General features: G+C 71.6%; 24 protein-coding genes and 1 pseudogene. 21 read left to right on the plus strand and 4 right to left on the minus strand.

What is annotated here, in order from left to right; all coding sequences use genetic code 11:
• Window positions 1-245 precede the first annotated feature (245 nt).
• The 6 genes and pseudogenes from BM339_RS43570 to BM339_RS43595 form a co-directional block, all read left to right on the plus strand.
• Window positions 246-1628 carry a sensor histidine kinase gene (locus BM339_RS43570; RefSeq protein ID WP_021598597.1) on the plus strand — a complete coding sequence of 461 codons (1383 nt, stop codon included), beginning with the start codon at window positions 246-248 and terminating at the stop codon, window positions 1626-1628.
• A gap of 31 nt (window positions 1629-1659) precedes the next feature.
• Window positions 1660-2313: a response regulator transcription factor gene (locus BM339_RS43575; RefSeq protein ID WP_021598596.1), complete on the plus strand. Its 654-nt coding sequence runs from the start codon at window positions 1660-1662 to the stop codon at window positions 2311-2313.
• A gap of 189 nt (window positions 2314-2502) precedes the next feature.
• A complete protein-coding gene (rpmE, locus tag BM339_RS43580) occupies window positions 2503-2721 on the plus strand; it encodes a 50S ribosomal protein L31 (RefSeq protein WP_021598595.1) in 219 nt (72 codons plus the stop codon).
• A 155-nt stretch (window positions 2722-2876) separates the two neighbouring features.
• Window positions 2877-3941, plus strand: a complete 1065-nt coding sequence (gene prfA / locus BM339_RS43585) for a peptide chain release factor 1 (RefSeq protein WP_075024643.1) — start codon at window positions 2877-2879, stop codon at window positions 3939-3941.
• A gap of 214 nt (window positions 3942-4155) precedes the next feature.
• Window positions 4156-5016 (plus strand): peptide chain release factor N(5)-glutamine methyltransferase, encoded by an 861-nt coding sequence (gene prmC, locus BM339_RS43590; protein WP_075024644.1) that lies wholly within the window; start codon window positions 4156-4158, stop codon window positions 5014-5016.
• An 82-nt stretch (window positions 5017-5098) separates the two neighbouring features.
• Window positions 5099-5914: pseudogene (locus BM339_RS43595) on the plus strand (L-threonylcarbamoyladenylate synthase); the annotation flags it as partial.
• Window positions 5915-6314: 400 nt separating this feature from the next.
• On the opposite strand, the gene BM339_RS43600 reads toward BM339_RS43595, so the two are convergent.
• Window positions 6315-6746, minus strand: coding sequence for a hypothetical protein (locus BM339_RS43600; RefSeq protein WP_021598591.1), 432 nt, complete (start codon window positions 6744-6746; stop codon window positions 6315-6317).
• 238 nt (window positions 6747-6984) lie between these two features.
• On the opposite strand from BM339_RS43600, the gene BM339_RS43605 reads away from it, so the two are divergent.
• The 14 genes from BM339_RS43605 (at window position 6985) to BM339_RS43670 (ending at window position 20131) form a co-directional block, all read left to right on the plus strand.
• Window positions 6985-8016 (plus strand): DUF2207 domain-containing protein, encoded by a 1032-nt coding sequence (locus tag BM339_RS43605; protein WP_083598511.1) that lies wholly within the window; start codon window positions 6985-6987, stop codon window positions 8014-8016.
• A 355-nt stretch (window positions 8017-8371) separates the two neighbouring features.
• Window positions 8372-9532 (plus strand): MraY family glycosyltransferase, encoded by a 1161-nt coding sequence (locus tag BM339_RS43610; RefSeq protein ID WP_021596458.1) that lies wholly within the window; start codon window positions 8372-8374, stop codon window positions 9530-9532.
• 196 nt (window positions 9533-9728) lie between these two features.
• Window positions 9729-10145, plus strand: a complete 417-nt coding sequence (locus tag BM339_RS43615) for a Cg1360 family ATP-synthase-associated protein (protein ID WP_021596457.1) — start codon at window positions 9729-9731, stop codon at window positions 10143-10145.
• Window positions 10146-10229: 84 nt separating this feature from the next.
• A complete protein-coding gene (locus BM339_RS43620; RefSeq protein ID WP_021596456.1) occupies window positions 10230-10454 on the plus strand; it encodes an AtpZ/AtpI family protein in 225 nt (74 codons plus the stop codon).
• A 61-nt stretch (window positions 10455-10515) separates the two neighbouring features.
• Complete coding sequence (gene atpB, locus BM339_RS43625; RefSeq protein WP_021596455.1) at window positions 10516-11310, plus strand: F0F1 ATP synthase subunit A; 795 nt, start codon at window positions 10516-10518, stop codon at window positions 11308-11310.
• A gap of 101 nt (window positions 11311-11411) precedes the next feature.
• Window positions 11412-11645, plus strand: coding sequence for an ATP synthase F0 subunit C (gene atpE / locus BM339_RS43630; RefSeq protein ID WP_021596454.1), 234 nt, complete (start codon window positions 11412-11414; stop codon window positions 11643-11645).
• A 32-nt stretch (window positions 11646-11677) separates the two neighbouring features.
• Window positions 11678-12235 carry a F0F1 ATP synthase subunit B gene (locus tag BM339_RS43635; RefSeq protein WP_021596453.1) on the plus strand — a complete coding sequence of 186 codons (558 nt, stop codon included), beginning with the start codon at window positions 11678-11680 and terminating at the stop codon, window positions 12233-12235.
• Entirely contained in the window at window positions 12232-13053 is an 822-nt protein-coding gene (locus BM339_RS43640; protein WP_021596452.1) for a F0F1 ATP synthase subunit delta, read from the plus strand. Before BM339_RS43635 ends, BM339_RS43640 begins: the two co-directional genes overlap by 4 nt.
• Before the next feature lie 40 nt (window positions 13054-13093).
• Window positions 13094-14728: a F0F1 ATP synthase subunit alpha gene (gene atpA, locus BM339_RS43645; RefSeq protein ID WP_021596451.1), complete on the plus strand. Its 1635-nt coding sequence runs from the start codon at window positions 13094-13096 to the stop codon at window positions 14726-14728.
• 5 nt (window positions 14729-14733) lie between these two features.
• A complete protein-coding gene (locus tag BM339_RS43650; RefSeq protein ID WP_075024646.1) occupies window positions 14734-15630 on the plus strand; it encodes a F0F1 ATP synthase subunit gamma in 897 nt (298 codons plus the stop codon).
• Between the two features lie 2 nt (window positions 15631-15632).
• Window positions 15633-17063: a F0F1 ATP synthase subunit beta gene (gene atpD / locus BM339_RS43655; protein WP_021596449.1), complete on the plus strand. Its 1431-nt coding sequence runs from the start codon at window positions 15633-15635 to the stop codon at window positions 17061-17063.
• Between the two features lie 81 nt (window positions 17064-17144).
• On the plus strand, window positions 17145-17531 hold the full coding sequence (locus BM339_RS43660; protein WP_021596448.1) for a F0F1 ATP synthase subunit epsilon: 387 nt from the start codon (window positions 17145-17147) through the stop codon (window positions 17529-17531).
• A gap of 32 nt (window positions 17532-17563) precedes the next feature.
• Window positions 17564-18028 (plus strand): DUF2550 domain-containing protein, encoded by a 465-nt coding sequence (locus BM339_RS43665; RefSeq protein ID WP_075024647.1) that lies wholly within the window; start codon window positions 17564-17566, stop codon window positions 18026-18028.
• A gap of 582 nt (window positions 18029-18610) precedes the next feature.
• Entirely contained in the window at window positions 18611-20131 is a 1521-nt protein-coding gene (locus BM339_RS43670) for a M28 family peptidase (RefSeq protein WP_075024667.1), read from the plus strand.
• Window positions 20132-20174: 43 nt separating this feature from the next.
• Here the strand turns inward: BM339_RS43670 and BM339_RS43675 are convergent, their stop codons facing one another.
• A complete protein-coding gene (locus tag BM339_RS43675; protein ID WP_021596445.1) occupies window positions 20175-21107 on the minus strand; it encodes a DUF4097 family beta strand repeat-containing protein in 933 nt (310 codons plus the stop codon).
• A gap of 158 nt (window positions 21108-21265) precedes the next feature.
• Window positions 21266-21967: a cob(I)yrinic acid a,c-diamide adenosyltransferase gene (locus tag BM339_RS43680; RefSeq protein ID WP_244938715.1), complete on the minus strand. Its 702-nt coding sequence runs from the start codon at window positions 21965-21967 to the stop codon at window positions 21266-21268.
• A gap of 71 nt (window positions 21968-22038) precedes the next feature.
• On the opposite strand from BM339_RS43680, the gene BM339_RS43685 reads away from it, so the two are divergent.
• On the plus strand, window positions 22039-23631 hold the full coding sequence (locus tag BM339_RS43685) for a GMC family oxidoreductase (RefSeq protein ID WP_075024648.1): 1593 nt from the start codon (window positions 22039-22041) through the stop codon (window positions 23629-23631).
• A 537-nt stretch (window positions 23632-24168) separates the two neighbouring features.
• Here BM339_RS43685 and BM339_RS43690 read toward each other — a convergent pair.
• Window positions 24169-25296 (minus strand): serpin family protein, encoded by a 1128-nt coding sequence (locus tag BM339_RS43690; protein ID WP_075024649.1) that lies wholly within the window; start codon window positions 25294-25296, stop codon window positions 24169-24171.
• Between the last annotated feature and the right edge of the window lies 1 nt (window position 25297).

Genomic DNA, 25297 nt, shown 5'->3' on the forward strand with positions numbered 1-25297 from the left:
ACCGGGCGGGGGCGTCGCCGTCTTGGGGGACATGCCTCGATCAGGCCCCGGCCACCGCGCGAGCGCGTGACCTGACCGGTGAGGCGAAGCCGAAGGCGAGGGCCGCGGGCCGGGACTCCATGAACAAGACTCCATAAAAGAGGTGGGGATAACCCCACCCTCGATCCGGCGGCGGACGTCATGGTCGCCCCCTCTGCCGCCCGGCACGCTTGGACCGTACGTTGGAACGGGTACGGAGGGACGACGTGGGCGAGCTGAGCAGAGAGTCCGGCGGCAGGGGCGAGGCCGCCATCGGGTGGGCGGCCACGCGGTGGGCCGCGGCGACCGGGGCCGGCGGGGACGCGTCCGTCATGAACCGGTCCTGGCATCCGGTCGCGATGGCGAAGTCGTCCCTGACCTGGCGCTCGGCGCTGTACCTGGGGGTGAGCGCGGCGTTCGGGCTCGGCTGGTTCATCGCCCTCGTCGTCGGGCTGTCCCTGTCGGTCGGCCTGCTGATCATCTGGGTCGGGTTCCCGATGCTCGCGCTGATGATGGTCGCGTGGCGGTTCGGCGCGATGCTGGAGCGGCAGCTCGTCCGGGCCGCGTTCGGCGTCCGGATCCCGAACCCGTACCGCAAGCCCCCGGAGGGCCGCAATCCGCTGGTCCGGCTGAAGGGCATGGCGGCGGACCCGGGCACCTGGAAGGACCTGCTGTACCTCCTCGTGCTGTTCCCGGTCACGCTGGTCGAGTTCGTCGTGTCGGTGACGGTCTGGGCGGCCACCGGTTCGCTGCTGTTCCTGCCCGTGCTCGTGGCCGTGGACGGGGGCGCCGAGATCAACGTGGGCGTCTCGTACTGGGCGGGCAACCCGGTGGAGGCGCTGCCGCTCTCGCTCATCGGGCTGGTGTTCCTCGTCGCCGCCATGTACGTCACGCGCGTCATGGCGATCGGGCACGCCGCATGGGCCGCGCTGATGCTCGGCCCGAGCCCCTCGCAGGCGGAGAACGCCGAGCTGCGGAAGCGGACCGAGCACCTCCAGGCCAGCCGCGCCCGCGGGGTGGACGCGGCCGAGTTCGAGCGGCGCCGCATCGAGCGCGACCTGCACGACGGGGCGCAGCAGCGGCTGCTGGCCGTGGCGATGGACATCGGGCGCGCCCGCGCCAAGCTCGACGACGACCCCGAGGGTGCGCGGACGCTGATCGAGCAGGCCCACTCGGGCACCAAGGAGGCGATCTCCGAGCTGCGCGACCTGGCCCGCGGCATCTACCCGGCGATCCTCACCGACCGCGGGCTGGACCCGGCGCTGTCCGGTCTCGCCGGGCGCGCGCCGGTCCCGGTCGAGGTGACCGTCGACCTGCCGGAACGTCCTCCGGCGGCGGTCGAGAGCATCGCCTACTTCATCGTCGCCGAGTCGCTGGCGAACATCGCGAAGTACGCCCGTGCGACCCGCGCGACCGTCCGCGTCGTCCGCGAGGACCGCTGGGTGGTCGTCGAGGTGATCGACAACGGGATGGGCGGCGCGCAGGCGCGGCCGAACGGCGGACTGGCCGGGCTGGCCGACCGGGCGGCGACGATCGACGGCATACTCATCGTGGACAGCCCGGCCGGCGGCCCCACGATCATTCGCGCGGATCTGCCCTGTACCTGGTGATCGAGGCCCCCGCGGCCCCGATAATGGGCGGATGCGGGTTGTGATCGCCGAGGATTCGGTGCTGTTGCGGGAAGGGCTCGTCCGGCTGCTCGACGACGCGGGGATCGAGACGGTGGCGACGGTGGGGGACGGGCCCGGCCTGCTCGGCATCGTCGACGAGCACGCCCCCGACCTCGCGATCGTCGACGTCCGGATGCCGCCGTCGTTCACCGACGAGGGGCTGCGCGCGGCCCTCGCGGTGCGGGCGCGGCGTCCGGGCACGCCGATCCTCGTGCTGTCCCAGTACGTGGAGGAGCGGTACGCGACGGACCTGATCGGCGGCGGCGCCGAGGGCGTCGGCTACCTGCTGAAGGAGCGGGTGTCGGACGTCGCCGAGTTCATCGACGCGGTCCGCCGCATCGCCGCCGGCGGGACGGTCATCGACCCGGAGGTGATCGGCCAGCTGCTCGGCCGGCGCCGCACCGGCGACCCGCTGGAGGCGCTGACCCCGCGGGAGCGCGAGGTGCTCGGGCTGATGGCGCAGGGGCGGTCGAACGGGGCGATCGCCGAGGACCTCGTCGTCACCGAGGGCGCCGTGGAGAAGCACATCTCCAACATCTTCATGAAGCTGGACCTGCAGCCGGCGCAGGGCGGGCATCGCCGGGTCATGGCCGTGCTGGCCTACCTGGGCCGCAACACCGGCTGACCGCCGCCCCCGCCCGCCGCCGGCACCGGACGGGCAAGATCGGGAATGCCCGGTGACCTCGCCACGTTCGGGTATCTGGCACACTTGGTGTGCAACCGCTGCGGTACCGGTTCACGTCTCCCACAACTCCCATGGGCTTCCCCATGCGAGCCTGGAGGCGCCCGGCGACCGCCTGAGGCGAGGAGAACCATGAAGCCCGACATTCACCCGAACTACGTCGTCACGACCGTGACGTGCACGTGCGGCAACACCTTCGAGACCCGCAGCACCGCCGAGAACGGCGTGATCCACGCGGACGTCTGCTCGAACTGCCACCCGTTCTACACGGGCAAGCAGAAGATCCTCGACACCGGTGGCCGGGTGGCGCGCTTCGAGCAGCGCTTCGGCAAGAAGAAGGCCGGCAAGTAGGGCGACCGCCGCACACACATACCAGGGACGGCCCGGGGACGCTTCCAGGTCCCCGGGCCTTCCGGAGCCGGTATCCGGGGACGATCTCCGCCTCCGGGCCGGAACCGGTGCGGCGCGGGGGGCCGTCCCCCACCTAGAAACGGCCAGGACACAGCGTGAATCTCGACGATCTGATCAGCGAATACGCGGGCATCGAGGAACGGCTCGCCGACCCGTCCGTCCATGCCGACCAGGGCCTGGCGCGCAAGCTCGGCAAGCGCTACGCGGAGCTGCGGCCGATCGTCGAGACGCACCGCGAGCTGTCCGCGACCGAGGACGACCTCGCCGCGGCCCGCGAGCTGTCCGGGGAGGACGCCGCGTTCGCCGCGGAGGCCGAGGAGCTGGAGACCCGCCGCGCCGAGCTCGAGGAGCGGCTGCGGCACCTGCTCGTCCCGCGCGACCCCAACGACGGCAAGGACGTCATCCTCGAGGTGAAGGCCGGCGAGGGCGGCGAGGAGTCGGCGCTGTTCGCCGGCGACCTGCTGCGGATGTACCTGCGCTACGCCGAGCGGGCCGGCTGGAAGACCGAGATCCTCGACTCGCACCCGTCCGACCTCGGCGGGTACAAGGACGTCACCGTCGCCGTGAAGGCCAAGGGCTCCGCGGAGGAGGGCGTCTGGACGCGGCTGAAGTACGAGGGCGGCGTGCACCGCGTGCAGCGGGTGCCCGCGACCGAGTCGCAGGGACGCATCCACACCAGCGCGGTCGGCGTGCTGGTGACGCCCGAGGCCGAGGACGTCGACGTCCAGATCGACCCGAACGACCTGCGCATCGACGTGTACCGCTCGTCCGGGCCGGGCGGGCAGAGCGTCAACACCACCGACTCCGCGGTCCGCATCACGCACCTGCCGACCGGCGTCGTCGTCTCCTGCCAGAACGAGAAGAGCCAGCTGCAGAACAAGGAGCAGGCGCTGCGCATCCTGCGGTCCCGGCTGCTGGCGATGGCGCAGGAGGAGGCGGACGCCGCCGCGGCCGCCGAGCGCAAGAGCCAGGTCCGGACGGTCGACCGGTCCGAGCGGGTGCGCACCTACAACTATCCGGAGAACCGGATCTCCGACCACCGGGTCGGCTACAAGGCCTACAACCTCGACCAGGTCCTGGACGGCGACCTCCACAACGTCACGCAGGCGCTCGTCGACGCCGAAATGGAACGCCGCCTGGCCGAAGCCCAGAAACCATGAGCGCAGCGATTCGGGGGGTCGTCCCCCCTCGAAGGGCACAGCCCATGAGCGCAGCGAATCGGGGGGCGTGGGGGGTCGTCCCCCCTCGGAAGGTGCAGCCCGTGAGCGCAGCGATTCGGGGGGTGTGGGGGGTCGTCCCCCCTCGGAAGGTGCAGCCCGTGAGCGCGGCGGTTCGGGGGGTGTGGGGGGTCGTCCCCCCTCGGAAGGCAGAGTCATGAACCTGCTGCTGGACGAGATCGCCAGGGCCACGGCGCGGCTCGCGGACGCGGGTGCCGCCTCGCCCCGCGCCGACGCCGAGGAGCTGGCGGCGGCGGTGCACCGGGTGCGGCGCTCGGAGCTGCACGGCGTCCCCGACAGCGCGTTCGACGCCCGGTTCTGGGAGTTCGTCGCGCGCCGCGAGGCTGGGGAGCCGCTCCAGCACATCACCGGGCGCGCGTTCTTCCGCTACCTGGAGCTCAAGGTCGGGCCGGGGGTGTTCGTCCCGCGGCCGGAGACCGAGGTGATGGTCGGCTGGGCGCTGGAGACGCTGCGCGACATGGACGTCCGCGACCCCCTGGTGGTCGACCTCGGCACCGGCTCGGCCGCGATCGCGCTGTCGATCGCGCTGGAGGCGCCGCGCGCCCGCGTCCACGCCGTGGAGAAGGACCCGACCGCGTTCGTGCACGCGACCCGCAACATCGAGGAGCTGGACGAGCGCGGCCGCGTCCGGCTGCACCTGGACGACTTCGCCGCCGCCCTGCCCGAGCTGGACGGCACCGTCGACCTGGTCGTCAGCAACCCCCCGTACATCCCGATGAGCGAGTGGGAGTACGTCCCGCCCGACGTCCGCGACCACGACCCGGCCGACGCGCTGTGGGGCGGCGGCGACGACGGGCTGGACGCGATCCGGGTGGTCGAGCGGACGGCCCGCCGGCTGCTGCGTCCCGGCGGCTACGCGGCCGTGGAGCACAGCGACCTGCAGGGCAACGGCGTCTACTGGATCTTCGCGGAGGAGCACGGCTGGCGGGACGTCCGCAACCGCCGCGACCTCGCCAACCGGGACCGGTTCGTCACCGCCCGCCTCGCCGCGGACTGACACCCGGGGGAGACGGCGTGAGCGCGCCGTGCGGCGTGGGAAAATGGCGGGCGTGAGCCGACGTTATGACTGCACCGAGCCGATGGAGCGCACGCGCGGGATCGCGGAGGCGGTGTCGGCGGTGCGGCGCGGTGAGCTGGTCGTCCTGCCGACCGACACGGTGTACGGGGTCGGTGCGGACGCGTTCGTGCCGCCCGCCGTGACGGCGCTGCTGGACGCCAAGGGCCGCGGGCGGGAGATGCCGCCGCCGGTGCTGGTCGGGTCCGTGCGGGCCGCGGCGGCGCTGGTGGAGGATCTCGGCACCTACGGGCAGGACCTCATCGATGAGTTCTGGCCCGGCGCGCTGACGCTGGTGTGCCGGGCGAACACGAACCTGATGTGGGACCTCGGCGAGACCAAGGGCACGGTGGCCGTCCGGATGCCGATGCACGAGCTCGCGGTCGAGCTGCTCAAGGAGACCGGCCCGCTCGCGGTGAGCAGCGCGAACCTCAGCGGGCAGCCCGCCGCCAGGACGGCGGACGAGGCGGAGAAGATGCTCGGCGACTCCGTCTCGGTCTACCTGGACGGTGGCACGTCCGGGCACGCCGACCCCTCGACGATCATCGATCTGACCGGGCCGGTGCCGCGGCTGCTGCGGGTCGGCGCGATCCCCGCGGACAAGATCCGTTCCGTGGTCGGCGTCCTGCTCACCGACGAGGACGAACAGGACGAGAAGACCGAGCCGGACGAGCCCGCCGAACAGGACGTCCGGGGCGAAGCCGGAGAGCCCGCAGATGTCTCGTCCGCCCCGCGGGAAGGCGGGCCTTCCCTGAGCAAGAGGGAGCCCGCGCAGGCGCCCGATGGTGCGGCTGAGGCCCCTGCAACGGGCGCTGAGCGGACCGGAGAAGCGGACGAAACGTCCTCCGCCACGGGCCCGTCGCTCTCCAAGCCCGCCGAGCAGACGCCCGTGGAGCAGACGTCCGCCGAGCAGGCCGCCCCCGCGCAGAGCACCCCTGAGCAGGCCGCCGCCGAGCAGACCGCCCCCGAGCAGACCGCCCCCGAGCCGAGCACCTCCCGGCAGACGCCCGCCGAGCAGAGCACTCCCGAGCAGGCCGCCGCCGAGCAGGCCGCCGCCGAGCAGACCGCCGCCGCGCAGACCGCCGCCGCGCAGAGCACCCCCGCGCAGAGCACCCCCGCGCAGAGCACCCCCGCGCAGAGCACCCGCGAGCAGGCCGCCACAGAGGAGCCCGACCCGGAAAAGCAGTAAGGCCCCGCCGGGCCGGGCGGGGCCTGTTCGCGTCAGGCCGTCGGGGGCGCGATCAGAAGATCTTGCGGCCCTTGCCGTAGTAGTACTTGCCGGTCTTCTTGTTGCGGCCGCACTCCTGCACCCACATGTGGCTGCCGTAGCTCGACTTCACGCTGATCTTGACGGTGGCCTTGCCGTCGAAGTTGTACTTCGTGCCGCCCGAGGTCACGCCGACGATCTTGAAGCGCGAGTAGTACTTCTTGCTGCCCTCGGTGAACAGGAACCGCACGCAGGCGGTCCAGCCGTTCTTCTTGGTGTCGCGCAGGTAGCCCGTCACGGCGGTGCTGCCACCGCTGCGGGAGTACTTGCCCCAGGTGTAGATGCCGCCGTAGGAGTCGTACGGCTTCCAGTTGCCGGTGGCGGCGGCTTCGGCGGGGGCGCTCACGGCGGCCATGCCGGCCATCAGGGTGCCGGCGGTCAGGGCGACTGCAGCGATTCGCCGCATAGGTCCCTCCAGGCTCAGATTCGGGGGGTTAGCGAGCGATAACTTAGCAGTCTCCGGACGTTCACGATCAATTGGTTATTCCGGCTGACCAGGGACGGACTAAAACGATGGTTCTGTGAACCGGGGTGCTGCTGGGCGCGTCCAATGGTCCGGAAGGCGTTCGCGCGGGGGCCGCAGGTGTGGCGCGGCGGGGACATCGGCCTTGTTAGGCCGACACGATCGCGGCAACGGTGACAGCATGCCTGACGTGCGTGGCCGTGTCCGGGGGTCCGCGATCGCCGCGGGCGTGCTGCTGCTGACCGCCGTGCTCGGGCTGCCCGCCCGCGCCGCCGGTCCCGCCGAGCCCGCCCCCGGCGCACCAGGAGCTGACTTCCCCGGAGCGGGCCGGCCGGGCGAGCTCATCTACCGCGGCGAGAGCATCCCGGCCTACGACGTCGTGCTCACCATCGGCGCCGACGGCGTGCTGTACGTCCGCGAGACGATCACCTACGACTTCGACCGGACCGGCGAGCACGGCATCGTCCGGCACGTGCCGTTCCGCATCGGCGACCGGCTCTACGAGGTGCGGAACGTCAGCAGCAGTTCCTCCACCGGCGCCCCGGCCCGGGTGCGGACGACGCGGTTCCTGCACGACGTGCAGATCAGCGTCGGCGACCGGCACCGGGAGGTCCGCGGCCGCCAGGCCTACGTGATCGAATACGAGGTGGGGCGGGCGTTCACCCGGCGCGCCGGCCGCGTCGAGCTGGTCTGGGACGCGATCGGGCGGAGCTGGGACGTGCCCATCGGGAACGCGGCGGTCCGGGTGGTGGCGCCGGTGCCGCTGCGGTACGCGAGCTGCCGGGCGGGGAGGCACGGCGCGACGACGCGGTGCCTGCGCGACCGCGACGGCCCGTACGCCGTCGACTTCATCCAGAACCACCTCGCCCCGCACGAGGGCATGAAGATCCGGGTCCGGCTGCCCGAGCACGCGATCGCCGTCCAGCCGCCGCGGTACGTGCCGCCGCGCTGGACGGGCCACTGGCCCGGCACCGCGGTGCTGGCCCTCGCGCTCGCCGCCGTGCCACTGGTCGCCCGCCGCCCTGTGCCGCGCGCGCGGGCCGGGACCGCCATGGCCGCCGCGGGGCTGCTGCTCGTCGTCGCGGACGCCGGGGACGACATCGCGGCCCGCGGCCCGTGGGCGTTCTCGCTGGGCGACCGCTGCGTCGCCGGGATCGCGCTCGTGATCGTCGGAACGGCGGTGGTCTACCGAAACCGAGGCCGGGCAGTCTGAACCGAGGCTGGACCGTCTGAACCACGGCGGGCTACCTGAACCCACGGCCGGGCTCTCTGAACCCACGGCCAGGCTGTCTGAACCCACGGCCGGGTTGCTTGAACCGAGGCCGGGCTGTCTGAGCCAGGGCCGGGCCGTCTGAACCAGGGCCGGGTTGTCTGAACCGGGGGCGGGCGGGCGGAATTCGGGGCGCGCGGCCGCCGGGAGGTTTAGAGTTGGTCGGTCGCGAAGGTGAACAGATCGTCCCGGCGGACCGTCTACCAAGGTGAGGGCGCGGTGCGGCCCGCCCCGGCGAGGGAGGCCCCCGCGCGGCGCGGGCACGGGGCCGATGATCGGCGAAGGGAGGCGCAGGGGAGTGCGGGAGTACCTGCTCACGATCCTGGTCGCCGCCCTCGTCGCCTACCTGCTCACCCCGTCGGTACGCCGGTTCGCCATCTGGTTCGGCGCGCAGGCCGTCCCGCGCGACCGCGACGTGCACGTCATCCCGACGCCCCGGCTGGGCGGGCTCGCCATGTTCGGCGGGATGGTGGCGGCGCTGACGGTCGCGACCGGGCTGCCGGAGATGCGCAAGGTCCTCGACGACGGCGGGATCAGCGTCGCGAGGGCGCTGCTGCTGTCGGGCGGGCTGATCGTGCTGATCGGCATCGCCGACGACCGCTGGGAGGTGGACGCGCTCACCAAGTTCGCCGGGCAGGTCGCGGCGGCCGGGATCTTCATCATGCAGGGGATCCAGATCTACGTGATCCCGCTGCCGACGGGCGAGTCGCTGTCGCTGCCGCCGGCCTACGGGGTGCCGCTCACCGTCCTCGTCGTGGTCGCCACGATCAACGCGGTGAACTTCATCGACGGGCTGGACGGGCTGGCCGCGGGCGTCGTCGGGATCGCCGCGCTGGCGCTGTTCTCCTACGCCTACCTGCTGTCGCGGACGATCGGGCTGACCACGCTGACCGGCGCGACGCTCATCGCCGCGATCCTGTTCGGGATGTGCCTGGGCTTCCTGCCGCACAACTTCAGCCCCGCCAAGATCTTCATGGGCGACACCGGCTCGATGCTGATCGGCCTGCTGCTCAGCGCGTCCACGATCATGCTGACCGGCCAGTTCGACCCGGCCATCCTCGCCAACGGGCTGTTCCCGTTCTTCGTCCCGATCCTGCTGATCCCGGCGGTGGCCGCGGTCCCGTTCATCGACATGCTGCTCGCGGTGTGGCGGCGCACCAACCAGGGCCGGTCGCCGTTCTCCCCGGACAAGCAGCACCTGCACCACCGGCTGCTGGAGCTCGGCCACTCCACCCGCCGCGCCGTGCTGATCATGTACTTCTGGGTCGGGCTGCTGGCCTCCGGGCTGGTCGGGCTCGCCCTGTTCGACGCCGCGTGGATCACCCTCGGCGTCACGCTGGCGGTGGCGATCGCCGGCGTCCTGCTGATGCTGCGCATCCCCGGCCGCCGCAGGTCGGCCCGGACGGCCGGCCCCGGCTCCGGCGAGCAGCCCGCCGAACGCCCGCCGGCGCGCGTCTGACCCGATCACGGCCCCGCCGTCCGATAGCGCCCGCGCACTGCCTGACCTGGGTTAAAGTCCGTGGTGCGAGCGTGCCCCAGCGAGTCCGGCAGACCCGACAGGGCATTACCTCTAGGGTAATTGTGGACAATCCGGACGCTTGTGATACCTTTCACGAACAAGGAACGAACACTTACCGTGACCAGCCGGAGCCCTCATGCAAACCTCCGACGCCCGGATGTTCCGCGGCGCCGCGATCCCGACCTCGGTGGCCGGGGTGGGCGCCGTCCTGATCGGCCTGCCGGCCGCCGGCGCCAAGGGCGCCCTGGCGGCGGCGCTGGCCTCCGTCGTGGTGATCGCCTTCTTCTCGGTGAGCGCGCTGGTGGTCTCCTGGGCCGCCAAGTACTCCGCGCAGACGATGATGCTGGCCGCGCTCGCGAGCTACATGGTTAAGATCCTCGCGGTGATGGTGCTGGTCACCTCCATGGACCGGGTCACGATCTGGAACACCAAGGTCTTCGGCTGGACGGTCATCGGCCTCGCGCTGGTGTGGATCGCGGCGGAGTTCCGCGTGGTCATGCAGCGCAGGCCCTACATTGACGAGCCCGAGAACGTGCTGGACCGGAGTCCGTGATGACGGCTCCGCGGACGGTACGGATCCCCAGGGACTACTCCAATATGACCACCGCATGGGTGGCCTGCTATCGTCCGGAGCGCGATGAGCGAGCAGAAACGTCGGCCGGAGGACGGCCAGCGGGAATTCGCCGACGTCGCCTGGTCCGTGCCCAGCTACCTTCTCTCCGGGATGATCATCTGGGGCGGCATCGGGTGGCTGCTGTCCGAATGGACGCACCAGACCTGGCTGATCCCGATCGGCCTGGTCATCGGTGCCGGGCTCGCCGTGTACCTGGTCTACGTGAAGTACGGGCGCCACTCCTCCTGAGCGGCCCCGCCGCCGAGGAAGCCTTCGTGAAACGTCACCACATTGATGAAGGGAACGCCGCGTGAACGCGCAGACGGTCCTCGCCTCCGGGGGAGAAGAGTTCAAAGCCCCCGGCCCGGAGCTGTTCGACTTCCCGCCCCTGTTCGCCGGCGGCCCCGAGTGGCTCACCAAGCCCGTCCTCTTCGCCGTCGTGGGTGCCCTGCTCGTCTGCGGCCTGTTCTGGATGGCGTTCGCCAACCCGAAGCTCGTGCCGCGCGGCATGCAGAACATCGGCGAGATCGGCTACATGTTCGTCCGGGACGAGATCGCCCGCCCCTTCCTCGGCAAGAACACCGACCGGTGGATGCCGATGCTGATGTCGCTGTTCTTCCTGATCTGGTTCTGGAACATCTTCGCGGTCATCCCGGTCATCCAGTTCCCGATCGCGTCGCACATCGCGTTCCCGGTGGTCCTGGCGCTGTTCGTCTACGTCGTCAAGGTGTACCTGGGCCTGCGCAAGCAGGGCCCGGTGAAGTACTTCACGAACATGATCCCCAAGGGCCTGCCGCTGCCGGTCTACTTCCTGCTCGTGCCCATCGAGTACCTCTCGACCTTCATCCTCGCGCCCTTCACCCACGCGGTCCGGCTCTTCGCCAACATGTTCGCGGGCCACACGATCCTGGCGTTCTTCAGCCTCGTCGGGTTCTGGTTCCTGTTCGAGAAGCCGACCCTCGCCGGCTTCGGCGTGGGCATCGTGGGCGTGCTCGTCACTATCGTCCTGACCGCGCTCGAACTGCTGATCCAATTCCTGCAGGCGTTCCTGTTCGCGATGCTCGCGGCCATGTACATCCAGAGCGGCCTCGAAGCGGACCACTAAGCCCCGAGGGTTCGCGGCGCTCCGGCACCGCCCCCGCACCGACCATCTCGTAAGCCCAGACCGGCGGAGCCTCCGCCGGCCGACAGAAAAGGAATGAACCCATGACGGGAGTCCTCGCCGCCGTCGAAGGTAACGTCACCTCGATCGGGTACGGCCTCGCGGCCATCGGCCCGGGCATCGGCATCGGCATCATCTTCGGTCAGGGCGTGAACGCCATCGCCCGCCAGCCCGAGCTGACCGGCGTGATCCGCACCAACATGCTGCTGGGCTTCGTCCTCACCGAGGCGCTCGCCCTGATCGGCCTGGTCGCGCCCTTCATCTTCCAGGGCATCTGACCACGGGTCCCATCTGAGGAAGGGCTGCAGACATGATCAGAGCAGCTTCCGTCCTAGCGGCGGAGGAGAACAACCCTCTCGTCCCGCACCCGTTCGAGCTCGTCGTCGGCATCTTCTCGTTCGTCGTCGTCATGGTCGTCCTCGGCCGGATCCTCGTCCCGCGGCTCCAGAAGACCCTGGAGGAGCGGACGAACGCGATCGAGGGCGGCCTGGAGCGGGCCGAGCAGGCACAGAAAGAGGCCCAGCAGGTCCTCGAGCAGTACAAGGCCCAGCAGAAGTCGGCCGCGGTCGAGGCGTCCAACGAGCGCCGCAAGGCCGAGGAGCAGGGCGCGCAGATCATCGCGCAGGCCAAGGAGCAGGCTCAGGCCGAGGCGCGCCGGATCGTCGAGAGCGCCAAGGCGCAGATCGAGGCGGAGCGGCAGCAGGCGCTGCAGTCGCTGCGCGCCGAGATCGGTGCCATGTCGGTCGAGCTGGCCGGACGCGTCGTGGGCGAGTCCCTTGAGGACAGCGCGCGGCAGAGCCGGGTCGTCGACCGGTTCCTCGAGGAACTGGAAGAGCGCGCCCGCACCCAGGAGCAGGTCACGCCATGACCATTACGGGAGCGGTGAGCAGGGCGTCGCTGGCCGAGGCCAAGGAGCGGCTGGAGGCCGTCATTCCCTCCGCCGACCTGGCCCGGCTCGGCGGCGACCTGTTCGCGGTGCTGCACCTGGTCGACCGCGAGCACGGCCTGCGGCGGGCGGTCTCCGACCCGGCGCGCGACGGCGCCGACAAGGCCCAGCTCGTCCAGATCCTGCTGGAGGGCAAGGTGTCGCCGGCCGCTCTCGGGCTGGTCGCCGACGTCGTCCGGCTGCGCTGGTCGAAGCCGTCGGAGCTGTCGGACGCGGTGGAGGCCCTCGCGGTCACCGCCGAGTCCGCCCGCGCCGAGGCCGACGGCCGGATCGACGACCTGGAGGACGAGCTGTTCCGGTTCTCCCGGGTCATCGAGGGGGAGCCCGAGCTGCGCGGCGCCCTCGCCGGCCCGGGCCTGCCCGGCGAGCGCAAGCTCGGCCTGGTGAACGCGCTGCTGGACGGCAAGGTCACCCCCGCGACGCTGACGCTGGTCACCGAACTGGTGCTGCGCCCGCGAGGACGTAGCCTGGAGAGCGGGCTCGCCGAGTACGGACGGCTCGTCGCCCAGCGCAGGCAGCGGCTGGTCGCGCTCGTCCGGACGCCCGCCGCGCTGTCGGACGGGCAGCGGACGCGGCTCGCCGCGGTGCTCGCCGCGGCCTACGGCCACGAGGTACACCTGAACATCGAGATCGACCCCACGGTGATCGGCGGACTGTCGATCGAGCTCGGGGACGAGATCATCGACGGCACGATCGCCGGACGGCTGGACGACGTCCGGCGGCGGCTCGGCGCCGGCTGAACCGCCGGCGGAGCTACCCAAAGGGAGCAAGAGAGGAATCATGGCGGAGCTGACGATCCGTCCGGATGAGATCCGGAACGCGCTGGAGCGCTTCGTCCAGTCGTACGAGCCCGAGGCCGCCGCGCGCGAAGAGGTCGGCACCGTCGTCGATTCCGGCGACGGGATCGCCCACATCGAGGGCCTGCCGTCCGCGATGGCGAACGAACTCATCGAGTTCGAGGACGGTACCCGTGGCCTGGCTCTGAACCTGGACGTGCGTGAGATCGGCGCCGTTGTCCTGGGTGACTTCAGCAAGATCGAGGAGGGCCAGAAGGCCCGCCGGACCGGCGAGGTCCTCTCGGTCCCCGTCGGCGACGGCTTCCTCGGCCGCGTCGTGGACGCGCTGGGCAACCCGCTGGACGGCAAGGGACCGGTCGAGAGCACCGAGCGCCGCGCGCTCGAACTGCAGGCCCCCACGGTCGTGCAGCGGCAGTCGGTGAACGAGCCGCTGCAGACCGGCATCAAGGCCATCGACGCGATGACGCCGATCGGCCGCGGTCAGCGGCAGCTGATCATCGGTGACCGGCAGACGGGCAAGACGACCGTCTGCGTGGACACCATCATCAACCAGAAGGAGAACTGGGAGTCCGGCGACGAGAAGAAGCAGGTCCGCTGCATCTACGTCGCGATCGGGCAGAAGGGCTCCACGATCGCCAACGTCCGCCGCTCCCTGGAGGAGGCCGGCGCGCTGGAGTACACCACCATCGTGGCGGCCCCCGCGTCCGAGCCGGCGGGCTACAAGTACATCGCCCCCTACACCGGGTCCGCGATCGGCCAGCACTGGATGTACCAGGGCAAGCACGTCCTGATCATCTTCGACGACCTGTCGAAGCAGGCCGAGGCCTACCGCGCGGTGTCGCTGCTGCTGCGCCGCCCGCCGGGCCGCGAGGCCTACCCCGGCGACGTCTTCTACCTGCACTCCCGGCTGCTGGAGCGCTGCGCGAAGCTGTCGGACGACATGGGCGCCGGTTCGATGACGGGTCTGCCGATCATCGAGACCAAGGGCAACGACGTGTCGGCCTACATCCCGACGAACGTCATCTCCATCACCGACGGGCAGTGCTTCCTGGAGACCGACCTGTTCAACCAGGGCGTCCGGCCGGCGATCAACGTCGGCATCTCGGTCTCCCGGGTCGGCGGCGACGCGCAGATCAAGGCGATGAAGACGGTCGCCGGCACGCTGCGTCTCGCGCTGTCGCAGTTCCGTGACCTGGAGGCGTTCGCGGCGTTCGCGTCCGACCTGGACGCCGCCTCGCGCGCCCAGCTGGAGCGCGGCGCCCGCCTGGTCGAGCTGCTGAAGCAGCCGCAGGGCAGCCCGTTCCCGGTCGAGCAGGAGGTCGTGTCCGTGTGGGCGGGCACCTCCGGCGAGCTGGACGACGTGCCCGTCGCCGACATCCGCCGTTTCGAGCGCGAGTTCCTCGACTACGTCGAGCGCGAGGAGTCCGGCCTGCTGACCTCCATCCGGGAGACCGGCAAGCTCTCCGACGACGGCCTCACCAGCCTCAAGAACGCCATCACGGAGTTCAAGAAGGGCTTCCAGACCAGCGAGGGCGAGCTGCTGGCCGAGGAGCCCGTCGAACCGATCGAGGCCGAGGACGTCGAGCAGGAGACCATCACCCGCGCCAAGAAGGACTGACGGCGATGGCCGCACAGCTTCGTCAACTCCGGCAGCGGATCAAGACGGTCAAGTCGACCGCCAAGATCACGCGCGCCCAGGAGATGATCGCCACGTCGCGGATCGTCAAGGCCCAGCAGGCGGTGGCGGCCTCCAAGCCGTACGCCGACCAGATCACGCAGGCCCTGACCGCGCTGGTGAGCCACCATGTCGGGATCGACCACCCGCTCCTGCAGGAGCAGCCGGCCGACACCCGCAGCGCCGTCCTGATCATCACGAGTGACCGCGGGTTCTGCGGCGCCTACAACGCCAACGTGATCCGCGAGGCCGAGTCGCTGATCAGGGCGCTGCGGGACGAGGGCCGCGAGCCGGTCCCGTACGTCGTCGGCAACAAGGGCATCACCTGGTACCGGTTCCGCGACCGGGACGTCGCGCAGACCTGGAGCGGGTTCAGCGACCGTCCCGCGTTCGGGAACGCCGAGGTGATCGGCCGCCGGCTCACCGAGGACTTCCTCAAGACCGACGCCGAGGGCGGGGTCGGGGAGATCCACGTGGTCTACACCGAGTTCGTCTCGATGCTGACGCAGACGGTCCGGGTCGCGCGGCTGATGCCGCTGGAGATCGCGGAGGCCGAGACCTCCACGGTCCCGCCGGCGTACGAGTTCGAGCCGTCCGCGCAGGCGGCGCTCGACATGCTGCTGCCCAACTACGTCGAGAGCCGCATCTTCCACATGCTGCTGCAGTCGGCCGCGTCCTTCCAGGCGGCGGTGCGGCGGGCCATGAAGTCGGCGACCGACAATGCCAACGAACTGCTCGGGGTCTACACGCGCCAGATGAACCAGGCGCGGCAGGCCGCGATCACCCAGGAAATCAGCGAGATCGTCGGTGGCGCTGACGCGCTCGCCGAGTCTGGCGGGGAGTGACAATGACTGCTCAGGTAGAGACGGCGACCGCGACCGGGCGCGTCGCCCGTGTCATCGGCCCGGTCGTCGACGTGGAGTTCCCCGCCGACGCCATCCCGGACATCTACAACGCCCTCAACGCGCAGGTCAGCCTGGGCGGCGAGGAGAAGACCCTGACGTTCGAGGTCGCCCAGCACCTCGGCGACAACATGGTCAGGGCGATCTCCATGCAGCCGACGGACGGCCTGGTGCGCGGGGCCCCGGTGGTCGACTCCGGCGAGTCGATCGCGGTGCCGGTCGGCGACATCACCAAGGGCCACGTGTGGAACGCCCTCGGCGACGCGCTGGACGTCCCGACGGCGTCGCTGGAGATCAACGAGCGCTGGGGGATCCACCGCCGCGCCCCGGCGTTCGACCAGCTGGAGTCCAAGACCGAGATGCTGGAGACCGGCATCAAGGTCATCGACCTGCTGTGCCCGTACGTCAAGGGCGGCAAGATCGGCCTGTTCGGCGGCGCGGGTGTGGGCAAGACCGTCCTCATCCAGGAGATGATCCGCCGCGTCGCCCGCAACTTCGGCGGCACCTCGGTGTTCGCCGGCGTCGGCGAGCGCACCCGTGAGGGCAACGACCTCTGGGTGGAGATGGCGGAGGCGGACGTCCTCAAGGACACCGCGATGGTGTTCGGCCAGATGGACGAGCCGCCGGGCACCCGGCTGCGAGTGGCGCTGTCGGCGCTGACGATGGCGGAGTACTTCCGCGACGTCCAGAACCAGGACGTGCTGCTGTTCATCGACAACATCTTCCGGTTCACGCAGGCCGGTTCGGAGGTGTCCACGCTGCTCGGGCGCATGCCGTCCGCGGTGGGCTACCAGCCGACGCTGGCCGACGAGATGGGCGTGCTGCAGGAGCGGATCACCTCGACGCGCGGTAACTCGATCACCTCGATGCAGGCGATCTACGTGCCCGCCGACGACATCACCGACCCGGCGCCGCACACCACGTTCGCGCACCTGGACGCCACCACGACGCTGTCGCGGGGCATCTCCGAGAAGGGCATCTTCCCGGCGGTGGACCCGCTCGACTCCACCTCGCGGATCATGGACCCGCAGGTGCTGGGGAACGAGCACTACGAGGTCGCCCAGGAAGTGATCCGGATCCTGCAGAAGTACAAGGAGCTGCAGGACATCATCGCGATCCTCGGCATCGACGAGCTGTCCGAAGAGGACAAGGTCACCGTCCAGCGGGCGCGGCGCATCGAGCGTTTCCTGTCGCACCCGATGTACGTGGCCGAGCAGTTCACCGGGCAGCCCGGCGAGACGGTGCCGAAGGACGAGACGATCGCCTCCTTCAAGGCGCTCGCCGAGGGCAAGTACGACCACCTCCCCGAGCAGGCGTTCTTCATGTGCGGTGGCATCGAGGACGTGGAGAAGAAGGCCAAGGAGCTGGAGAAGTAGTCCGCTCCGGCGGGGCCGTCCCCGGGCCGCGCGCCCGGGGCGGCCCCGCCGGAACCGCTCCAGTAGTCGGAGGAGACAGACGTGGCAACCCTGAAGGTCGGGCTGGTCTCGCCGGAGCGCGAGATCTGGTCCGGCGAGGCCAGGACGGTGGTCGCCCAGACCATCGAGGGCTCGCTCGGCATCCTGCCGGGCCACGCCCCGGTGCTGGGCATCCTCCTGGACGGCAGCGTGGTGAAGATCGAGCCGGCGGACGGCGGCGAGCCGATCCTGGCGGCGGTCGGCAGCGGGTTCTTCTCCGTCGCCGCCGACGAGGTGTCGGTGCTGGCGGAGCAGGTCGAGCGGGGCGACGAGATCGACGTCCAGGACGCCCGGCAGGCGCTGGACGCGGCGCTGTCGGCGGAGGCCGACAGCGGGACGCCGGAGCGCCGGGCCCGGGCGCGGCTGCGCGCGGCGGGCATCGAGGCCTAGGCGCGCGGCGGGACTGACGGACGGCGGGGGACTTGGGCGAGCACCTGGCACTGGACGTGGGCGGGGTGCTCGCCGCGCTCGTTCTCGTCGCGGCGCTGCTGTTCGTCTTCATGGCGGTGCGCCGGCGGTTGTTCACCCGCGGCGGCGGGACGGTGGAGTGCAGCCTGCGCGAACTGTCCCAGGAGGGCGGAGCCCTCGGGGTCTGGCGCCTCGGCATCGGCCGCTACAAGGGCGACGAGCTGCACTGGCACCGCGTGTTCGGTTTCCGCGGACGGCCCCGGCAGGTGATCCACCGCCGGGGCCTCGTCGTGTCCAACCGCCGCGACCCGGACCCGGACGAGGCGGAGGGGCTGCTACCGGACGTGACCGTCATCGAGGTCAAGGACGGCGACCTGACGGTGGAGCTGGCGATGGGCGCAGCAGCACTGACCGGCTTCCTCGCGTGGCTAGAGGCGGCCCCACCCGGCTTCCCAGTAGACCTACACTCCCCCGAATAAACGGCCCAGACTGAGCGGCCCAGGCTGAGCGGCCCAGGTGAAGCGATCCGGGCTGAGAGGTCCGGGGGTGAGTCGGCCCAGGGTGGAGCGGCGCGAGCTGGGCAGTCGGGCTGGGCAGTCGGGTGAGCGGTCGGGGGTGAGTCGGCCCGGGCTGGGCGGTCCAGGGTGGAGCGGCGCGGGCTGGGCGGTGCGGGCTGACTCGGCCCGGGGGAGCGGTCCCGGGTGAGTCGCTCCGGGGTGTCGCCTCGGGTTGAGTCGGCCTGGGTTGAGTCGGCCCGGAGTGAGCCAGCCCGGGATGAGCGGGCCCGGGATGAGCCTGGCTCGGGGTGAGCCTGGCTCGGAGTGAGCCAGCCCGGGATGAGCGGGCCCGGGATGAGCCTGGTTCGGGGTGAATTGGTCCGGGTTGAGCGGGGCTGGGTTGAGCGGGGCCGAGGTGAGCGGGTCCGGGAGAAGTGGGTCTGGAATGAGGGAGTAAGGCGTCGGTATCGAAGCGGTGTGGTTGCGGCCGCGATGCTTGAGAGGGGCGGGGGTGGCGGTGAGGATCGCGCTGGTCAGCTCCCTACTCCCTCCGCTGGAGTGCTCGTGCGCAAGCTCCTCACCGGCGCCGCCGTCGCGGTGCCCGCCCTCTTCCTGCCGGCCGCGCTGCCCGCGGCCGACGCGGCGCCGGTCCGCCGCGACTTGGCGGCGATGGTGACGTTGAAGGACGTGAGGGCGCACCTGACGGCGTTCCAGGAGATCGCCGACTACAACGGCGGGAACCGCGCGGCGGGGACCGACGGCTACGACGTCTCGGTGAAGTACGTCGTCGGGCAGCTGCGGCGGGCCGGATTCACGCCGAAGGTGCAGAGGTTCAAGTACCCGTACTGGCGCGAGCGGGGCCGTCCGGTGCTCGCGCGGACGGCGCCGTCGGCGGCGTCCTATGCCTGGGAGAAGGACTTCCTCACGCTTGCGTACTCGGGTTCCGGCGATGTGACCGCGCGGGCCGAGCCCGTCGATGCCCCGGCCAAGGGCGACGGGACGAGCGGCTGCCAGAAGGCCGACTTCAAGCGCTTCGCCGAGGACGCGATCGCCCTCCTCCAGCGGGGGACCTGCACGTTCGAGGTGAAGGCGGCGAACGCGAAGGCGGCGGGCGCGTCCGCCGTGGTGATCTACAACCGGCCGGGGGCGGAGGGGCCGGTGAACGGGACGGTGTCGGAGCCGTCCGGGATCCCGGTCGTCGGCACCACGCACAGCCTGGGAAAGGCGATGGTGAAGGCGGCGCGGAAGGGCGGCCTGAGACTGCGCGTGAAGACGAAGACGGTTCACGGGAAGCGGTCGTCGGCCAACGTGATCGCGGACACGGCGCGCGGGCGGGCCGGCAACGTGGTGGTGGCCGGCGCGCACCTGGACAGCGTCCCGGCGGGCCCGGGGATCAACGACAACGGCACCGGCGCCGCGGCGCTGCTCGCGATCGCCGGGAAGTTCAGGGAGCTGGGCGCGGGGAACGTGCGCAACCGGGTGCGGTTCGTGTGGTGGGGCGCCGAGGAGGAGGGCCTGCGGGGGTCCGCGCACTACGTGCGGTCGCTGTCGCGTGCCGACCGCGAGAAGATCGCCCTGAACCTCAACTTCGACATGCTCGGTTCGCCGAACGGCGTCCGCGGCGTCTACGACGGCGACCACTCGTCAGGTGCGGGCACGCGGGCGCCCGCGGGGTCCGGCGCGATCGAGCGGATGTTCCGGGAGTACTTCAAGCGGCGCGGGCTGGCCACGGCGGAGGCGGAGTTCAACGGGCGTTCCGACTACGGCCCGTTCATCGAGCGGGGCATCCCGGCGGGCGGGATCGCCACCGGCGCCGGCGGGCGCAAGACCTCCGCCGAGGCCGCGATGTTCGGCGGCAGGGCCGGTGCGGCCTACGACCCCTGCTATCACCGCAAGTGCGACCGGCTGGGGAACGTCAACCGGAAACTGCTCGACGGCAACACCGACGCCATCGCCCACGTTCTCCAGCACCTGGCCCGGACGACGGTCGCCGTCAACGGCGGTGCCCGCCTGGACCTGGGCCGCGGCTCGTCGTCCGCCCCGTCCTCCACACCGCTCTGGCGGGGCGCCTACCTGCTCCGCTGAGGCGGCGCGGCGGCGCGGCGGTCCGGAGCCCCGTGCCGTCCGGTCAGGGGGAGGGGAAGACCGTGATGGCGCCGTCCCTGGTGCTGAGCTTGATATGGCGCTTGGCATCCGAGTCCTGGCGGATGAGCGGGTCGATCCTCTTGCCGCCGTTGTCGGTGGACGCGTCGATGGCGTAGCGCTCCCCGGGCGGGAGGTGGAGGCGGACCGAGCCGTTGTCGGTCGTGGCGGTGACGGCGGTGGGCGCCGTGCCGAAGCGCAGGTCGATGGAGCCGTCCCGCGACTTCGCGGTGATCCGGTCGCCGGACAGCCCGCGCCCGTCGATCGAGCCGTTGTCGGTGTGGAGGTCGGCGACCGGGAAGGTGCCCCGCATGCGGATCATGCCGTCGCGGGTGCTCGCGCTCAGCCGGTCGCCGGACAGCCCGCGGGCGTCGATGGTGCCGTTCTCGCTGCTCAGCCGGGCGGTTCCGGCGTGCCCCGTGACGCGCACCGAGCCGTCGCTGGAGGTGATCGTCGCGGCCGTCGCGTTCAGGCCCGTCGCGTCGATGGAGCCGTTGGAGCTGTGCAGCCGCACGGTCCCGCTGAGCCCGGACGCGACGATCGTCCCGTCCTCTCCGTTGATGTCCACGGGCATGGAGCGCGGCACCTGGACGCGGTAGGACACCCCGCAGCCGCTGTACCCGATCACCTGGTTGCCGCACTCGGACGACAGGGTGAGGGTGCCGCCGTCGGTGACGTGCTTGGCCTTCGGCTTGTTCTTCTCGTTCGTCCAGCGGAGCCGTTCGGAGACCTTGATCGTCGAGGTGTCGGTCGCGGTGACGACGACCCGGCTGCCGTGCGACTTGATCTTCAGCGTGGTGACGCCGGCGGGCGCGGTGTAGGAGCGGTTCTCGTGGTGCGTGCCGACGCTCAGGTTGCCGCAGCCGGCCAGCGCCGCCGCGGCGGCCGCCAGTCCGGCGGTGATCGTCAGGGTCCTCACGTGGTCACTCCCGTTGTCTCCGTGCACCCGTCTCCGTGCACCCGTGCATGACAAGCCTGCTCCGGTGGCGGCGGTGACACCAGGAGGGGAGCCGGTCATCCGGGGGTGGGGTTAGCCCCACCCCGTGCACGTGGGGTCCTCCGCGGGAGATCGGCGGGTCAGCGTTCGCCGCCGGGCTTCCACAGGATGTCGCCGTGCTCGGCGTTGGCGACGCGGCACAGGATGAACAGCAGGTCGGACAGCCGGTTGAGGTAGGTGGCGGTCAACGGGTTCACGCCGCCGTCGTCCCCCGTGCCGTGCTCCTCGATCGCAGCCCAGGCGGACCGCTCGGCGCGGCGCGTCACCGTCCGGGCGACGTGCAGGAGCGCGGCGCCGGGCGCCCCTCCGGGGAGGATGAAGCTGCGCAGCGCGGGCAGGTCCGCGTTGTGCTCGTCGCAGGCCGCCTCCAGCCGTTCGACGTAGGACTGCTCGACGCGCAGCGGCGGGTACTGCGGGTCGGGGACGACGGGCGCGCACAGGTCGGCGCCCACGTCGAACAGGTCGTTCTGGACGCGGGTGAGCAGCGCGGCCAGGTCGTCCCGCAGGGCGCCGAGGGCGAGGGCCGCGCCGATCGCGGCGTTGGCCTCCTCGACGTCGGCGTACGCGGCGAGGCGCGGGTCGGTCTTGCGGGTGCGGGACGCGTCGCCGAGCGCGGTGGTGCCGTCGTCGCCGGTGCGGGTGTAGATCCGGGAGAGCACGACCGGATTGTCCCGGTTCTTCGCCCTGTCCCCAGCCCTGTCCCCAGCCCCGTTCTCCGCGCCGTTCTCAGCCCCGTGCTCCACCCTGTCCTTCGCTCCGTCCTCCGCCATGTTCTTCGCCATGGGCAGCAGCCTAGCCGTGCGGTCGCCGCAGGCCCGTTGGGTAGGGTTCCGGAAAGAACCCGGAGGCCGCCGTGTACGACTACATCATCGTGGGAGCGGGCAGCGCGGGCTGCGTTCTCGCCGCCCGGCTGACGGAGGACCCGTCGTTGAAGGTCCTGCTGCTGGAGGCGGGACCGTCCGACGACGCCCCGGAGATCCACATCCCGGCCGCCGTGGCGTCGCTGATCAAGGGCCCGTACGACTGGGACTACGCGACGGTCCCGCAGGAGCACGCGGCGGGCCGCAGCGTGTACTGGCCGCGCGGGCGGACGCTCGGCGGCAGCTCGTCCACCAACGCGATGATCTACATCCGCGGGGCCCGCTACGACTACGACACCTGGCGCGACTCCTACGGCTGCGAGGGCTGGGGCTACGAGGACCTGCTGCCCTACTTCCGCCGCGCCGAGGACCAGCAGCGCGGCGATCTGCCCTACCACGGGGTCGGCGGGCCGCTGCGCGTCGAGGACCCCCGCTACCGGCACCCGCTGACCCGAGCGTGGGTGCAGTCGGCCAAGGCGTACGGGCTCGCCGCCAACCCCGACTTCAACGGCGCCGACCAGGACGGCGTCGGCTTCTACCAGGTGACCTGCAAGGGCGGCCGGCGCTGGTCCGCCGCCGCCGGCTACCTGCATCCGATCGAGAACCGGCCGAACCTCACGGTGGTGACCGACGCGCTCGTCACCCGGGTCACGATCGAGAACGGGCGGGCGACCGGCGTCCGGTACGAGGCGCGCGGCGAGATGCGGTCGGTCCGCGCCGAGGCCGAGGTGATCCTGTCGGGCGGCGCGGTGAACAGCCCGCAGCTGCTGATGCTGTCGGGGATCGGCCCGGCCGGTCATCTGCGGTCGCTCGGGATCGACGTCGTCGCGGACTCCCCGGTCGGCCAGCGGCTCCAGGACCACCCGTTCGTGAACGTCATGTTCGCCACGCCGCGCACCAAGGCCCTCTGGGAGCTGGCGAACGCGCGCTCGTTCGCCCTGTACCAGGCGCTGGGGCGCGGGCCGTACACGTCCAACGTCGCGGAGGCGGGCGGGTTCGTCCGGACGGTCGAGGGGCTGCCCGCGCCGGACCTGCAGTACCACGTCCTCCCCACGCCGTTCGTCGACCAGGGGCTCACCGAGTCGTCCGAGCGGCTGCTGTCGGTCATGGTCACCGCGATCGCGGTCGCGAGCCGGGGCACGCTGACGCTCCGCTCCGCCAGCCCGTACGCCAAGCCGCTGATCGACCCGGCCTACCTCGCCGACAAGGCCGACCTGGACATCCTGGTCGCCGGGGTCCGGCAGGCCCGCGAGATCGCCGCCACCGGCCCGCTCGCGTCCCTCGTCGGCGGCGAGTGGGCGCCGGGGGAGCAGGCCGCGTCGGACGAGGCCGTCGTCGACTTCGTCCGCCGCGAGGCCGCGACGCTGTTCCACCCCACGAGCACCTGCGCGATGGGCGGGGACGGCGCCGTCTGCGACACCGAGCTGCGGGTCCGCGGCGTGGAGGGCCTCCGGGTGGTGGACGCCTCGGTCATGCCGGCCGTCCCGCGCGGCAACACCAACGCCCCCACCATCGCGATCGCCGAGCGCGCCGCCGACCTGATCCGCGGCCGCACCCCGCTCGCGCCGGCGAACGCCCCGAAATGAGAAACGCCCCCGTCCGAGGACGGGGGCGTGGCCGGTGCCGTACAGGCCCTTGCCGTACCGGCTCTTGTCGTACTGGCCGGTGCCGTACAGGCCGCGGGCGTCACCGCGTGCGGGCCTTCGCGATGCGGCGGGCGCGGCGCGCGTTCTTCGCCTCGCTCCGCAGCACCCGTACGCGGTCATTGATGATCATGTTGCTGAACTCGGGGCGTGTCATGTCGCTCTCCCTCTCGGCGTCGTCGGCGGGTTCGGGTCGTCCGGGCGGTGGACCGCGGTGGACCGGGGTGGTCAGCGCTTGAGCGCCTTGGCGATGCGGGCGCGGCGGGTGTTCTTCGCCTGGGCCCGGAGCTCGCGCACGCGGTCCTCGATGACGACCCTCATGAACTCCTGGCTGAGCATCTGCTTCTCCTTGTCCCTGCCGGACCCTCTCGGCCCGACATGTACAAGGTTCGTCCTAAGACCCCGTGCCCCACATTGGGACGACGCCTTATCTCAGCCGCCTCAGACCGCCTTAGGCGGGACGTCCCGTCCGGGTGAGGCTTAGGCCGCGCCGGCCTTCGCCACCCAGCCGGTGGTGAGGACCAGACCGGACGGGCGGTGCACGGCCAGGAAGCCGAACGGCGGGTCGAACGTGACGGAGACCCGCTTCGCCAGGTGAGGATCGCCGAACGGGGCGGCGGAGCCGGCGAGGGCACCGACCGCGGTGACGGCGGCGGACTCGAAGCCCTCCGCGTCGAAGCGGGCCAGCGCGTTCTGCCGGGCCTGCCCGATCGCGAGCGGGGTGGTGCTGATGCCGGGGAAGTGGCCGCGGGACGTGTCCCGCACGGACGCGAGCCCGAAGACGTCCGGCAGGCCGAGGAGGTCGTGCGCCCCGGTGACCTCGAAGGCCGGCAGCGTGAGCCGCAACTGCGGCGTCGGCCAGATCGCCTCCTCGAACCAGACGGTGACGCCGGGGGCGGGCGTCCCTTCGGGGAGGTCGCCCGCGGTCGTGGCGGGGTGGCGGCCGTCGAGCGTGCCGAAGGCAGCCTTGAGCACCTGGCCGGGCGGCTGGTCGCCGCGGACGAGATGGACGTCGACGTCGTCGGTGCCCGCGACGCGGACGAGCGTGACCGGCCCGTCCGGCGCGTCGGTGACCCTGGCGTCCTCCAGGTGCTGCGTGGTCCGGTAGAGGGAGGCGTCGCCGTCGAAGGTGTCGAAGGGCTCGAACCACTGCGTCCGGACGGTGAGCGCGGACGCCAGGACCAGCAGCGTCCCCGGCTCCATCTTGATCGGCATGGACCGGATGAGGCCGCCGGTGTGCTCCGCCGCCCAGGCGTCGAGATCGCGCTTGTCCTTGGCGGGTTCGCCGGTGAGGATGCCGTGCGCGGTCGCGGGCGGCGCCCAGGCCGGTTCGATGGGGACGTCGAGCCGCGTCCACAGCCCGAGCGCGGACCGGACGGCGGGCGCGTCGCCGAGGAGCGCCAGCAGCTCGGCCCCCGCACGGCCCGCGGCCGGGGCGTCCAGTCCGACGGCCGTTTCGAGCTCGCCGCGCCCGGGGCCGTCCGCGGCGGACGCCAGCAGCGCGAGGAGCGGCCACGCGCCGGGACCCGCCATGACGGTGGACGCGCCGGAGCAGGTCGCGGCCCACCGTTCGGCCAGCGCGTTCGCGGCGGTGATCGTCTGCTGCATG

The sequence above is a fragment of the Actinomadura madurae genome (assembly GCF_900115095.1).
Lineage (GTDB): Bacteria > Actinomycetota > Actinomycetes > Streptosporangiales > Streptosporangiaceae > Spirillospora > Spirillospora madurae.